Source organism: Rahnella variigena (assembly GCF_003610915.1).
GTDB classification, from domain to species: Bacteria; Pseudomonadota; Gammaproteobacteria; order Enterobacterales; family Enterobacteriaceae; genus Rahnella; species Rahnella variigena.
Window position 1 is genome coordinate 2,710,612 of sequence record NZ_NSDJ01000001.1, and the last position, 14,294, is coordinate 2,724,905.

The following is a 14,294-nucleotide window of genomic DNA, read 5'->3' on the forward strand; positions in this document are numbered from 1 at the left end:
GTTCTGTTATGCTTATGCATAGATAAATAGTCTGATAACCAGTTTTCAAGGAGCCGGGATGACATCTCAATCCCCACAGCAGACCACACCCGCAGGGCTGCGCGCACTAGTGACCGGCGTACTGGCCACCTTTCGCCATTCCACATTACAAAAAGATTTACCCGCGATAAAAGCATTGCATCACTGCGTGCTGATGGACGGTGTTTTACATATTGACCTGACGCTGCCGTTTGCCTGGAACAGCGGTTTCGATGTGCTGAAAGATGAAACCAGCGGAGAATTGCTGCGGGTCACCGGCGCTACGGCTATACAGTGGAACCTGCGTCACGATATCGCCACCATGAAACGCGCTAACGATCAGCCGGGTATTAAAGGTGTGCGCAATATTCTGGCTGTCAGCTCGGGTAAGGGCGGGGTTGGGAAATCGACGACTGCCGTGAATCTGGCGCTGGCACTGGCCGCTGAGGGCGGAAAAGTCGGTATTCTGGATGCCGATATTTACGGTCCGTCAGTCCCGAATATGCTGGGTACGGAAGAAGAGCGTCCGACGTCACCGGATGGTGTGCACATGTCGCCGATTATGGCGCACGGACTGGCGACCAATTCCATTGGTTATCTGGTTACCGACGAAAACGCTATGGTGTGGCGCGGCCCGATGGCCAGTAAAGCGCTGATGCAGATGCTTTCCGATACGCTGTGGCCAGACCTCGATTATCTGGTGATCGACCTGCCGCCGGGCACTGGTGATATTCAGCTGACGTTGTCGCAGAATATTCCGGTCACAGGTGCGGTGGTGGTGACGACGCCGCAGGACATCGCGCTGCTGGATGCCATGAAAGGCATCGTCATGTTTGAGAAAGTGCATGTGCCGGTTCTGGGCATTGTCGAGAACATGAGTATGCACGTATGCAGCAACTGCGGACATCACGAACCGATTTTCGGCACCGGTGGCGCGCAGCGTCTGGCCGAGAAGTATCGCTGTGAATTACTGGCGCAATTGCCGCTGCATATTTCACTGCGCGAAGATTTAGATCGTGGCGAGCCGACAGTCGTCTCTAATCCTGAAAGTGAATTCACTGCAATTTACCGCGAACTGGCGGCAAAAATTGCGTCGCAATTGTTCTGGAGAGGTGACGCTATCCCGACAGAAATTGCTTTCAGAGCGGTTTAATCTCCCAACTCAGTGAATTATTGCCGGATGTCAGCGATTACACAGCCTTAACGCTGGCATCAGGCAGTGTCTTGTACTTATAATTGGCGCGTTCAAAGCACACGTCTGTGCTTGCCTTCCAACTTCCAAATCAGGTCTTTAATTTTATGTCTGACAAATTCCATCAGTGTGTCATCGTGGGTATCGCTGGCGCATCTGCTTCGGGAAAAAGCCTCATCGCCAGTACGTTATACCGTGAACTTCGTGATCAGGTTGGTGATGAGCACATCGGGGTTATCCCGGAAGATTGCTACTATAAAGACCAAAGCCACATGACCATGGAAGAGCGGGTCAAAACCAACTACGACCATCCAAGTGCGATGGATCACAATTTACTGTTCCAGCATTTACAAGCCATGAAGTCTGGTCAGGCGATTGAATTGCCGAGCTACAGCTTCATTGAGCACACTCGTCTGCCTGAGACGGTGACACTAAAACCGAAGAAAGTGATCATTCTGGAAGGGATCCTTCTCCTGACCGATGCGCGTTTGCGTGACGAAATGAATTTCTCCATCTTCGTTGATACCCCGCTGGATATCTGTCTGATGCGCCGCATGAAACGTGACGTCAACGAACGTGGCCGCTCTATGGATTCTGTGATGGCGCAATATCAGAAGACCGTACGCCCGATGTTCCTGCAATTTATCGAACCCTCAAAACAATACGCAGACATCATTGTGCCGCGCGGCGGCAAAAACCGGATTGCGATTGATATTCTCAAGGCGAAAATCAGTCAGTTCTTCAATTAATCGCCGACCATCTGCAGAAAACATACCGGAGATACGATGAGACTTTGCGACCGAGATATAGAAGCCTGGCTCGACAGCGGCAAATTAGGCATTTCACCCCGTCCGCCGGTTGAACGAATTAACGGTGCGACCGTAGATGTGCGTCTGGGTAACGGCTTCCGCGTTTTCCTCGGCCATAACGCGGGTTATATCGACCTGAGTGGCCCGAAAGACGAAGTCAGCGCCGCGTTGGATAAAGTGATGAGCGATGAAATTGTTTTGCCGGAAGGCGAAGCATTCTTCCTGCATCCTGGCGAACTGGCGCTGGCGGTTACTTATGAGTCGGTCACCATTCCTGACGATCTGGTCGGTTGGCTGGACGGGCGCTCTTCACTGGCGCGTCTCGGGCTGATGGTACACGTAACCGCACATCGTATTGATCCGGGCTGGAAAGGGCGGATTGTTCTCGAGTTCTATAATTCGGGTAAGCTCCCGCTGGCGCTTCGCCCGGGAATGCTGATCGGTGCGCTGAGCTTTGAACCGTTATCCGGTTCTGCTGCACGTCCTTATAACAGCCGTCAGGATGCGAAATACCGCGACCAGCAAAGCGCAATTGCCAGTCGTATTGATGAAGACTGATTCAGTTTTTTATCCGCATACGGATAAAAACGTGAGGAAGGCATGAGAAGACTACTGACAACACTGGTGATTTTACTGGTGGTTATCATTGCCGGCATGACTTCGCTGGTATTTCTGATCAATCCCAATGATTTCCGCCAGTACATGGTGGAACGGGTTGAGGTGAAAAGCGGATATCAGCTGGCCATCAACGGATCGCTGCGCTGGCACGTCTGGCCACAGTTGAGCATTATTGCCGGTCAGACGTCGCTTACCGCACCGGGGGCTAAGGAACCGGTTGTCAGTGCTGAAAACATGCGGCTGGACGTTAAACTCTGGCCTCTTATTTCTCATCAGCTGGCGGTGAAACAGGTACTGCTGAAAAACGCAGTAATACGTCTGACGCCTGAAACTGAAGAGAATCAGCCCGATGCACCTGTTGCGCCTTCAATGCCAACGCCTGTCGCTCCCGGAGCTTCTGAACTTGAAGCTGGCTGGAAGTTTGATATCGACAAAATCACCATTGCAGACAGTCTGCTTATCTGGCAGCGCGGCGATGATGATCAGATAAATGTTCGTGATATCAACATGGAAATTGATAAAAACGACAACCGTCAGGCCACCATTCAGCTTTCAAGCCGCATAAACCGCAATCAGCGCGACCTTGCATTCACCATGAATGCAAACGTGGATATGCAGCATTATCCGCAGGCTTTTTCGGCTAAGATCAGTAAATTCACTTATCAGCTGAGTGGCGCTGACATCCCTGTGAAAGGTGTTCAGGGTAATGGTTCGATGCAGGCCAGTTATCAGCGCGATAGTGACTCACTGGAACTCACCCAGCTGGCGTTAACGGCGAATGATAATCAGATTTCAGGGACTGCTTCTGCCACGATGGGTGGCGATATCGGCAACTATCAGCTCAATTTAAACGCTGACAAACTCGATCTGGATGCGCTTTCCGGCTGGCAGCCTAAAACTGCTGAGCAGGCGGCTCAGAGCACCCAGTCAATCACCTCCGCGCCGGTCATTGCGCGTGATGTCGATGAGCAGCCGAACGGCCTGAGCATTTTGCGGAATTTCAATGCGAATCTGGCACTGAAAGTAGCGGATTTAACCTATCGCGGGATGAAGATTCAAAATCTGGCACTGAATGCCAATAACCGGCTGGGTAACGTTGCGCTGCCGACGTTCAGTGGCAATCTCGGATCGGGAAGCTTTTCCCTGCCGGGTGATATGGATGTAACCGGCAAAAGTATTAAGGTTCACATGACGCCGGATGTGAATAATATTGAGCTGGCTGATCTGCTGACTGCTTACGGATTGCCGAAAGCGCTGACCGGCAGCTTCTCTATGAAAGGGGACGTGAACGGAAAAGGGCTCTCGGCAGAAGATTTTGCGCGTAACTGGCAGGGCAATGCTGAACTTGCTATGACCAATGCGCACCTGAACGGACTTAATATTCAGCAGCTTATCCAGCAGGCAATCAGCCGTAATACCAGCAGCGTTCAGGGGCTTGATAAGTATGAGCATTACAGCCAGATTGATACACTGAAAGCGCAGGGTCAGCTGAAAAACGGCACACTGACACTGAATGATCTGGAAGGCCAGTCACCCATGGTTTATGCAAAAGGTGATGGATCTGTTGATCTCGCCGGCGAAAAGGTAGACATGAATCTGTTGATCCGCGTTACCGGTGGCTGGAAAGGCGACGGCAATCTGATTAACACCCTTAAAACCACGGATATCCCGTTGCGAGTGTACGGGCCGTGGGCGCAACTGGGTTATCAGCTTCAGGTCGATCAGATACTGCGCCGGACGGTGGAACAGAGTGCCCGTAGCGCCATTCAGAACTGGGTGGATAAACGCAAAGACAGCAATGAAAAAGACGATGTGCAGAAGTTATTAAATAAATAATCTTTCTGTACCTCAATTTGTACGACTCAGTAAAAAGGGACGCCTCATCAGCGTCCCTTTTTTGTTTTTAATGCCGAGCTCTACGGCAGGTCACACTTCGTAATCATCATCCATGTCGGTTTTGAGCGGCGTAATTCTCACTTTCAGAATACGGTGACTGCTGACCTCAAGCGGTTCAAACAGATAGTTATCGATGTGGATTTGCGCGCCGACCTGAGGGATGCTCTGAGTATGCTCCATCAGTAATCCTGCCAGCGTGTGATATTCGCGTTTTTCATCAACCGGCAGGGCGATGTACATCACCAGATCTTCCAGCGGCATATAGCCGTTGGCAATCCATGTGCCGTCTTCCTGTTGCGAAATATCGTGGCGCGCATCCGGCGTTTCATCAGATTCAGGCAGATTACCGGCGATTGTTTCCATCACGTCAGTCAGGGTCACAATGCCTTCAACTGAACCGAACTCATCGACGACAAATGCAAAGTGAGTTTTGGCCAGGCGGAACTGCTCAAGCGCCATCAGCAGGGAAAGCTGCTCAGGGAAAATCAGCGGCTGGCGGATAAGTGCCTTAAGATCTAACTCATTTTGCAGGAGTTGTTGTTTCAGCAAGTCAACAACATGCACCACGCCCAGCGGTTCATCGGTAGAGCTGTCTTCGGTCACCAGAATTCGCGTGTGCTGGTTTTCCGCTATTTGCTGCTTAAGCAAATCAACCGGGTCATTGAGTTCAAGATTATCGACGTCGTGCCGGGAAGTCATCACGCTGCTGACGGTACGCTGCCCGAGGCCCAGAACGCGCTCAATCATATGGCGTTCCTGCTGATTGAAGATGGCATCCTCTTCGCCTGCACTGTCAGCAATCATATTTGAGGAATGCGTATCAAGTTCGGCTTCTTCATGTTTGCCACGAAGTACGCGTAAAACGGTTTCAGCAGTACGCTCACGCAGAGAGCGACGTGATGACAAAAAGCGTTTGCGGTTAAACTGCGCCAGCTGATTCAGGCCTTCGATAATGACCGAGAAACCGATTGCCGCATACAGATAGCCTTTCGGGATCGCATAGCCAAAGCCTTCAGCTACCAGGCTAAACCCAATCATCAGCAGGAAACTCAGACACAAGATAACAATAGTCGGGTGCGCATTGACGAAACGGGTCAGTGGCTTACTCGCCAGCAGCATCAGCCCGATTGCTATACATACAGCAGCCATCATGACGGCCAGATGGTCAACCATACCGACAGCGGTAATCACCGAGTCGAGGGAAAATACCGCATCCAGCACCACAATTTGAGCGACAACAGGCCAGAATTTAGCCCCGCGTTGCTGCTGGCTTTGCTCCTCATCCTTACCCTCGAGGCGTTCATTCAATTCCATCGTTGCCTTGAACAACAGGAATATGCCGCCGACGAGCATAATCATGTCACGCGCACTGAACGGGTGACCCAGCACCGTAATGAGCGGGCGGGTGAGTGTCGATAACCATGAGATTGAAGCAAGGAGCAGCAAACGCATGACGAGCGCCAGCATCAGCCCTGTGACGCGGGCTTTATCACGCTGGCTGCGCGGAAGTTTCTCCGCCAGAATGGCAATAAAGATGAGATTGTCTATCCCCAGAACAATTTCAAGAATAACCAGGGTAGCCAGCCCGGCCCAAATCGACGGATCGGCGATCCATTCCATATAGCGTTTTTCACCTTTAGTTACGCGGCGTTTGCCGCACGTAGAATAATGGGCGTCAGGGCATGAAATTTCAAATCTAAAACAGTGGGCTAGGCAAAACCGTTCAACAGAGCAGGGGAGGTCCGGGGCAACGCTCAATGGACAGACGCTGATGTTTTCGAAAGCAGCAATTTATGATTATAAAATCACCGAATAGGTTTAACATTCCTAAAATTAGGTCTTTACCTTACCGTTTCGTGCGGCTTACTGGTATCGTAATCAAATACAGAGAATCGTGCTGGCGTCCTAAAGTCAGCAGTATTGCCTCCCTAAAGTAAATGGCAGGGACTATACTCAGGGAAGAAATGGCGTTGCGGAAAAAAATTTGTATTTACAATTTCAGTCCGGTGAATTCCCTGACATGTTTGAATTCTAACTGACTGGATTTACACACTAATAGGTTTCAAGGAGTATCCTTTACAATGTTAAAAGCTGTTATCCCTGTTGCCGGTCTGGGCACACGTATGTTGCCAGCGACGAAGGCCATTCCAAAAGAAATGCTGCCTATCGTCGATAAGCCTTTAATCCAGTACATCGTTAATGAATGTGCTGCAGCGGGCATTAAAGAGATCATTCTGGTCACGCATTCTTCTAAAAACGCGATCGAAAACCACTTCGACACGTCATTCGAACTGGAAAGCATGCTGGAATCTCGCGTTAAGCGCCAGTTGCTGGAAGAAGTGCAGTCTATCTGCCCGAAGGGCGTGACAATCATGAACGTGCGTCAGGGTCAGTCAAAAGGTCTCGGCCACGCTGTTCTGTGTGCAAAACCTCTGATTGGCAATTCGCCATTCGCGGTTATTCTGCCTGACGTTCTGATGGACGATTCCACCAGCGATCTGCGTAAAGACAACCTTGCTGCGATGCTTCGCCGCTTCCAGGAAACTGGCAACAGCCAGGTCATGGTTGAAGAAGTGCCGGAGAAAGACGTTTCTAAATACGGCATCGTTAACTGTAACGGTGTAGAGGTTGAGCCGGGCGAAAGCGCGCCAATGACGGCTATCGTTGAGAAACCAGAGCTTAAAGATGCGCCATCAAACCTCGCGGTTGTCGGCCGTTATGTTCTTTCCGAAGCCATCTGGCCACTGCTGGCAGTGACGCCATACGGTGCCGGTAACGAAATCCAGCTGACCGATGCCATCGCGATGCTGATGAAAAAGCAAACCGTAGAAGCCTTCTCCATGACCGGCCGTTCACACGACTGTGGCGATAAACTTGGTTATATGAAAGCTTTCGTAGAGTATGGTATTCGCCATAACTCACAGGGTGAAGCGTTTAAAGCCTGGCTGAAAGAGTTTGCTGAAGAGTAATCCTGCAACCAGTTCAACAAAAAAAGCACCAGCGATGGTGCTTTTTTATTGAGTTAAAATAGATGCTTACATATTCAGCAGTTATCTGGAAACACATGCCCAGTATGGTTAGATTGCCAAATGAAGCCATCAACGTCTTGTCCCGAAAATTCTACAATGAAAAGAGAAGGGTTAACTGCCAGGCACAGTAATAATGATCATTGCACTTTAAATGATTATTAAATACTGGTTGTTATCTAATCATTCAAGGGGATTGATCAGAATTTTACCTATAAAATTTTAGGATTAATGCTGCGTTGTCATACACATTGCGCTAGGCTATATAACTCAAGTTTGAACACTGTTTTACAAATTAATATTGATAGATTTAACAGGGTTAACTTTAATCAATTTTCCGATTAAGAAAGCGCCCTTATGATTGGAGAATTGACTCACTGAGGTGTGTCGTTGAGTCAGGGCTCTAATCAAAATGTCGAGTTGGTATAACCGATTTACAAACAGGATTGGTTGTTTTTTAGCCTGCTCGCCAGTATCAGAGTATTTTTAGAGTTTTTCGGATTATGCAATCTTGTGGCAAACCCAGAATAGGGTAAGAATTATGCCAGTTAGAACGGGCAGAAGTACTGAAACCCGGAGAATGGCATAAGTTGAGGAAGCCTTCACTGGTCGGTAATGAGGTAAGTGTATTGGTAGCTTTTGAGCCAGGGGCGGTAGCGTGGTTGTTTGTCACTGAGAGGTTCAGATGTGGATGAGAGAGGCTAGAAGTTGTGACGGATATCACATATGACATTCAGTAGACTCAGCTTTCACTCAATATTTGCTCACTTGAATTGCTCTTAAAAGTTATTTTTAAAACGGCCAACAATAACAGTCAGGGATATATAAAATTAAAATGAAACACTTCTCAAAGGAAATGAAGTACGACCGTTGAAAAGTGTGCAGGTTAATTGTAGGAAAATTAACATGACACTTGCGAAATGAATTAGCAGTCTTTATATCAATTTATAGAACATGGTGCGGTCATGCAAGAATATATTATAATATTTTTCAGTGCTTTAGCTTCGTTATTTATTGCACGTAAAGTTGCGCGACGGGTGGGTTTGGTTGATAAACCAAATGCAAGGAAACACCATAATGGCCATATCCCATTGGTGGGTGGTGTATCTATCTATATTTCTATTTGGGTAATATATTTTTTACAACCTTTATGGTTTCCTGACTTCTATTATTACATTACATCAGTAAGTCTGCTGCTTTTTGTCGGTGTGTTAGATGACAGATATGATCTGCCAGTAACTCCTCGTATAGTTCTCCAGGCATTTGTAGCTATAGTCATGATGTTCAGCGGACTGCACCTTGCATCATTAGGTGATATATTTCTGGGGTATCCGATTGGTTTAGGTGTGCTGGGATATGTAATCACAATTTTTGCAGTAATGTGTGCGATTAATGCTTTCAATATGGTCGACGGAATTGATGGCTTATTAGGCGCTTTATCTTGCGTCAGTTTTGCGTCTTTAGGAATAGCATTCAGTTTACACGACAAAAACGAACTGGCTCAATGGTGTTATTGCTTAACGATCGCCTGTGTTCCTTATATTCTTCTTAACCTTGGAATTCCATGGGGGCGCAAATTCAAGGTGTTCATGGGGGATGCTGGCAGTACCTTAATTGGGTTTACGGTAATCTGGTTAATTATTCTGGCAACACAAGGTGCATCAGCGATATTACATCCGGTAACAGCATTATGGATTATTGCCGTGCCATTGATGGATATGATTCGCGTTATGATTTCAAGGGTCAGACGAGGTGACAGTCCCTTCAAGCCCGATCGTGAGCATTTACACCACATATTATTGAAATATGGTTTTACTCATTCAACTGCGTTGGGTGTTGTGTTGGCCATAGCAATATCATTCTCTGCAGTAGGCATCTTCGCTGATATGATGAATTATAACCAGCTTGGTGTTCTCATTTTGTTTATTGCTTGTTTTGGCGCTTTTGTGTTGTTTATAAATAAGCTGGCTAAGGCAGGAACGCTGAAAGAAAATAATAGCTAATAGCGGAATTTCAAAGTCAAAAATTCAGATTTGATATGTATAAAGAGAGACAGTTAAATGAAGATATTAGTGACAGGCGGTGCCGGATTCATTGGGTCTGCGGTAGTTCGACATATTATAAATAATACTCAAGATAGCGTGATTAACGTGGATAAACTGACCTACGCAGGTAATCTTGAGTCTGTTTCCATGATCGCTCAAAATGATCGTTATGCTTTCGTCCAGGCTGATATCTGCAATAAAGAGGCAATTGATCAGATTTTTGCATTGCACCAACCTGATGCCGTTATGCATCTGGCTGCCGAAAGTCATGTTGACCGTTCAATTACGGGGCCGGCTGAATTTATTGAAACCAATATTGTAGGGACTTATACCTTACTTGAAGCGACGCGTGCTTATTGGTCACAGCTGACGGGCAATAAAAAAGAGGCATTTCGTTTTCATCATATCTCCACCGATGAAGTTTATGGAGACTTGCCTCATCCGGATGAGTGGAATGCTGAGGAAAAACTTCCTCTGTTTACTGAAAAAACGCCTTACGCACCAAGTAGCCCTTATTCCGCATCGAAGGCATCAAGCGACCATCTGGTTCGCGCCTGGCAGCGCACGTACGGCCTCCCTTGCATTGTCACCAACTGTTCTAACAATTACGGGCCGTATCATTTCCCGGAGAAACTCATTCCTTTAGTGATCTTAAATGCTTTAGAAGGAAAGAGTTTGCCGATTTACGGTAAGGGCGATCAGATTCGCGACTGGTTATATGTAGAGGATCATGCTCGCGCGCTTTATACCGTGGTGACTAACGGCGAAGTTGGCGAGACATATAATATCGGAGGACATAATGAGAAGAAAAACTTCGATGTGGTTCTGACTATTTGTGATCTGCTGGATGAACTGGTTCCTAAAGAAAAATCCTATCGCGAACAGATCACGTATGTGACTGACCGCCCGGGTCATGACCGTCGTTATGCGATTGATGCAGAGAAAATTAATCATGCACTTGGCTGGAAACCGGTCGAAACCTTTGAAAGCGGTATCCGCAAAACTGTTCAGTGGTACTTAGATAATCAGTTGTGGGTGAACAACGTAAAAAGCGGAGCCTACAAGACCTGGGTTGAGCAGAATTATGGAGAGCGCAAATAATGAATATTCTTCTGTTCGGTAAAACGGGTCAGGTAGGCTGGGAATTACAGCGAGCACTCGCACCGTTGGGAAAGGTTATTGCGCTTGACGTACATACGCAAGAATATTGCGGAGATTTCAGTAATCCTGAAGGCGTTGCAGAAACAGTCCGCCGTATTAAACCTGATGTGATTGTCAACGCTGCTGCCATCGGCGCTTGGTTAGTCCATTATTCCACAGATTACGTTTTTCCTGGTGATGGCGTAACCCCATGGTCTGAGGATGATGCAACCGGGCCGTTAAATACGTACGGTGAGACGAAACTTGCCGGAGAAGTGGCCGTGCAGAAATATTGCCCGAAACATCTGATTTTTCGCACAAGTTGGGTGTATGCCGGTAAAGGCAACAACTTTGCTAAGACTATGCTTCGACTTGCTAAAGACAGAGAAGAACTGTCAATCATCAATGATCAGTTTGGCGCACCTACAGGTGCAGAACTGCTTGCCGATTGTACTGCTCATGCAATCAGAACAGCACTTAGCAAGCCCGAAGTCGCCGGTCTTTACCATCTGGTAGCTTCAGGTTCAACAACCTGGTTTGACTACGCCAATTTGGTTTTCGCTGAAGCTAAGAGTAACGACTTTAAACTGGCCATAAAGAAAACGCTACCTGTTGCCACAAGCGCGTATCCAACACCCGCACGTCGCCCAAATAACTCCAGGCTCGATAACCGTAAATTCCAGGACACCTTTAATTTAACCTTGCCATCCTGGGATATCGGCGTTAAACGCATGCTTGCAGAGTTATTCACACCTTCAGGCCTATAAAATGATTGTACTGCCTCAAGGGGCAGATTAAAAAATTGAGAGCTTAATATGACTACTCGTAAAGGAATTATTCTCGCAGGCGGATCTGGTACACGTTTATATCCTGTAACAATGGCAGTGAGTAAACAACTCTTACCTATTTATGACAAGCCTATGATTTATTACCCGATCAGCACACTCATGCTGGCTGGTATTCGGGATATATTGATTATCAGTACCCCGCAGGATACACCTCGTTTTGAACAATTGCTGGGAGACGGTAGCCAGTGGGGGTTGAACCTGCAATATAAAGTTCAAGAAACCCCGGATGGTCTGGCTCAGGCTTTTGTTATTGGCGAAGAGTTTATTGGTGACGATGATTGTGCTCTCGTATTAGGAGATAACATTTTCTACGGTCATGATTTGCAGAAACAATTAGAAGCGGCTGTTGCCAAAGAATCTGGTGCAACGGTTTTTGCCTATCATGTACATGATCCAGAGCGCTACGGTGTTGTAGAGTTTGATAAAGAAGGCAAAGCTATTTCCTTGGAAGAAAAACCTTTAGAACCAAAAAGCAATTATGCCGTTACAGGTTTGTACTTCTATGACAATAGCGTCGTAAAAATGGCTAAAGGATTAAAACCTTCTGAGCGCGGTGAATATGAAATCACCGATATCAATAGAATTTATCTTGAGGAAGGCCGTCTGTCTGTTGCCATGATGGGACGTGGTTATGCATGGCTGGATACAGGTACACATCAGAGTTTGATTGAGGCCAGTAATTTCATTCAAACTATTGAACTTCGTCAGGGATTGAAAGTAGCGTGCCCGGAAGAAATTGCGTTCCGGAAAGGTTTTATCGACGCAGAACAGATCAGAAAATTAGCAGCCCCGTTAGTGAAAAATAATTACGGCCAATATTTGCTTAAAATGATTAAAGGTCATTGATGTATGAATGTTATTGAAACTGAAATTCCAGGTGTATTGATTTTCGAACCAAAAGTATTTGGCGACGAGCGAGGTTTTTTTTATGAAAGCTTTAATAAGAAAGCTTTCGATGAGGCCGTTGGGTACGAAGTGAATTTTATTCAAGATAACCATTCCCGCTCGACGCAAGGAGTTCTTAGGGGATTACATTTCCAGTTACCGCCTTTTGCACAAGCAAAGTTAGTTCGCTGCGCTGTAGGCGAAGTATTCGATGTCGCTGTAGATATCCGAAAAGGTTCACCAACTTTTGGTAAATGGGTTGGTGTTAATTTGTCAGCAGAAAATAAGCGCCAGCTTTGGATCCCTGAAGGTTTTGCACACGGTTTTATGACTCTGAGTGAAAACGCTGAGTTTTTATACAAAACTACAAATTATTATAATCCAGGTGCTGAGGGTGGAATTATTTGGAATGACCCAACAATTGCTATTCAATGGCCTAAATTAGAAAAATTAGTAATATCTGGAAAAGATATTTCTTTGAAATATTTGGGAAGTTTAATATGAAATTCCGGGGCATCAGGACGTTTGTTGCTTAGTCTGTAATTGAACAAGAAAATAATAATTATGTTGGCTAAAAAATTCTTATTAAATATAGTTGTAACGTTCAGCCTATTCTCCGGAAGTTATATTTTGGCGGGGGTAAAAATTTACCCTCCGCTTTTTTTTGCATTAATGGGTTTTTTGCAAGCTTTGCTTGGTCGTAAAATACCAAAATTAATTATTAATGAAATAAGGTGGTGGGCTGTATTCCTACTGTTAGTGCTAGTAGGTTATTTCTTTAGTCAAAATAATGATTATATATTTGTTTTGATGCGTTATGTAGTAAAAGCCATATTAATTCCTTTTGGTTGCTGTCTCATAATTAGAAATCTAGCAATTGATATTTCTAATAGAAATAATGATTATTGCAATACAATAAGAAACGCTGTGTTTTTTGCATTAGTTGTTCAGTTGTTAGTAACTATATTGCAGATGGGGTTACCGTCTTTCCGCAGTTTCTTTGATTCTATAATAGAACTAACAGATGAATGGAAAATGCTTGCTGATATGGGGCATTTTAGAGCAACAGGGTTGGCCGGGCTTTCGATTTACGATACATCCATCGCGTATGGACTTTTATTGTTTCTTTTTCTTCCATGGTGCGAATCACGGAAAATCAGAATCAATTATAAATTTTTAATACTTGCAACTGTAATTGTGATCCTTTCATTAATAGCGGGAAGGAGCGGGTTTATATTAGTGTTCACCATTTTATCATTTGCATTTATTTGCTATCAGCGCAAGCTCTTTTACTTCTTAAATGTAATAACTCTAACTATTCTTGGGGTGATTTTTGCGGTGGCTATTATGGGGACGGAACAATTTGGTGTATTTACCCATTTTGTTTTTGAACCTATCTATAATTTCATTGATACAGGGTCTTTCCAAACAGCATCAACAAATGAACTTATTGATAGCTATTTATTTATACCTTGGAACGTACCCCCTCTTACTGGTTTCGGGTTTTGGGCGCAACCTAGTCTCAGTGAACCCTATCAGTTTATGTATAAAACTGATTCGGGAATATTGCTAAGTTTTATTGCTTTTGGTACTGCGGGATTGATATATATAATTAGCTATACAATTCATTTTGTAAAAGCTTATCTGTCATTGATTGATACTAACAGTAATTTTTCCAAGTCGTATCTATATATATTATTCACAATGTTAATTTTTAGTTTTATTTTGAAGGGGCCAATTTTTTTCTCTGAAAAGATAATGACATCCTTCTTTATTTGGTTGGTGTACAACTGTCCTCAAAGTAAAAACAAGTGAAT

At 45.6% G+C, this 14,294-nt stretch carries 12 protein-coding genes; 11 read left to right on the plus strand and 1 reads right to left on the minus strand.

Going from position 1 to position 14,294, the window contains the following annotated elements:
- Positions 1-58 precede the first annotated feature (58 nt).
- From apbC to asmA, 4 genes are all read left to right on the plus strand, one after another.
- Positions 59-1,171 (plus strand): iron-sulfur cluster carrier protein ApbC, encoded by a 1,113-nt coding sequence (gene apbC, locus CKQ54_RS12700; RefSeq protein ID WP_120162691.1) that lies wholly within the window; start codon positions 59-61, stop codon positions 1,169-1,171.
- Between the two features lie 146 nt (positions 1,172-1,317).
- Positions 1,318-1,959: a uridine kinase gene (udk, locus tag CKQ54_RS12705; RefSeq protein ID WP_013575064.1), complete on the plus strand. Its 642-nt coding sequence runs from the start codon at positions 1,318-1,320 to the stop codon at positions 1,957-1,959.
- A 36-nt stretch (positions 1,960-1,995) separates the two neighbouring features.
- Positions 1,996-2,577, plus strand: coding sequence for a dCTP deaminase (gene dcd / locus CKQ54_RS12710; protein WP_112290978.1), 582 nt, complete (start codon positions 1,996-1,998; stop codon positions 2,575-2,577).
- A 42-nt stretch (positions 2,578-2,619) separates the two neighbouring features.
- Complete coding sequence (asmA, locus tag CKQ54_RS12715; RefSeq protein ID WP_120162692.1) at positions 2,620-4,473, plus strand: outer membrane assembly protein AsmA; 1,854 nt, start codon at positions 2,620-2,622, stop codon at positions 4,471-4,473.
- Between the two features lie 90 nt (positions 4,474-4,563).
- Here the strand turns inward: asmA and CKQ54_RS12720 are convergent, their stop codons facing one another.
- Positions 4,564-6,153, minus strand: a complete 1,590-nt coding sequence (locus CKQ54_RS12720; RefSeq protein ID WP_120162693.1) for a TerC family protein — start codon at positions 6,151-6,153, stop codon at positions 4,564-4,566.
- A 461-nt stretch (positions 6,154-6,614) separates the two neighbouring features.
- Between CKQ54_RS12720 and galU the strand changes: the two genes are divergently transcribed.
- The 7 genes from galU (at position 6,615) to CKQ54_RS12755 (ending at position 14,292) form a co-directional block, all read left to right on the plus strand.
- Entirely contained in the window at positions 6,615-7,502 is an 888-nt protein-coding gene (galU, locus tag CKQ54_RS12725) for a UTP--glucose-1-phosphate uridylyltransferase GalU (protein ID WP_112290982.1), read from the plus strand.
- Between the two features lie 1,022 nt (positions 7,503-8,524).
- A complete protein-coding gene (wecA, locus tag CKQ54_RS12730; protein ID WP_120162694.1) occupies positions 8,525-9,562 on the plus strand; it encodes a UDP-N-acetylglucosamine--undecaprenyl-phosphate N-acetylglucosaminephosphotransferase in 1,038 nt (345 codons plus the stop codon).
- Positions 9,563-9,619: 57 nt separating this feature from the next.
- Entirely contained in the window at positions 9,620-10,705 is a 1,086-nt protein-coding gene (gene rfbB / locus CKQ54_RS12735; RefSeq protein ID WP_120162695.1) for a dTDP-glucose 4,6-dehydratase, read from the plus strand.
- A complete protein-coding gene (gene rfbD, locus CKQ54_RS12740; protein WP_120162696.1) occupies positions 10,705-11,511 on the plus strand; it encodes a dTDP-4-dehydrorhamnose reductase in 807 nt (268 codons plus the stop codon). The genes rfbB and rfbD overlap by 1 nt, the downstream gene beginning before the upstream one ends.
- A gap of 48 nt (positions 11,512-11,559) precedes the next feature.
- Complete coding sequence (gene rfbA / locus CKQ54_RS12745) at positions 11,560-12,438, plus strand: glucose-1-phosphate thymidylyltransferase RfbA (RefSeq protein ID WP_120162697.1); 879 nt, start codon at positions 11,560-11,562, stop codon at positions 12,436-12,438.
- A 3-nt stretch (positions 12,439-12,441) separates the two neighbouring features.
- Positions 12,442-12,981, plus strand: a complete 540-nt coding sequence (gene rfbC / locus CKQ54_RS12750; protein ID WP_120162698.1) for a dTDP-4-dehydrorhamnose 3,5-epimerase — start codon at positions 12,442-12,444, stop codon at positions 12,979-12,981.
- Positions 12,982-13,041: 60 nt separating this feature from the next.
- Positions 13,042-14,292: a hypothetical protein gene (locus CKQ54_RS12755; protein ID WP_120162699.1), complete on the plus strand. Its 1,251-nt coding sequence runs from the start codon at positions 13,042-13,044 to the stop codon at positions 14,290-14,292.
- The last annotated feature ends 2 nt before the right edge of the window (positions 14,293-14,294 follow it).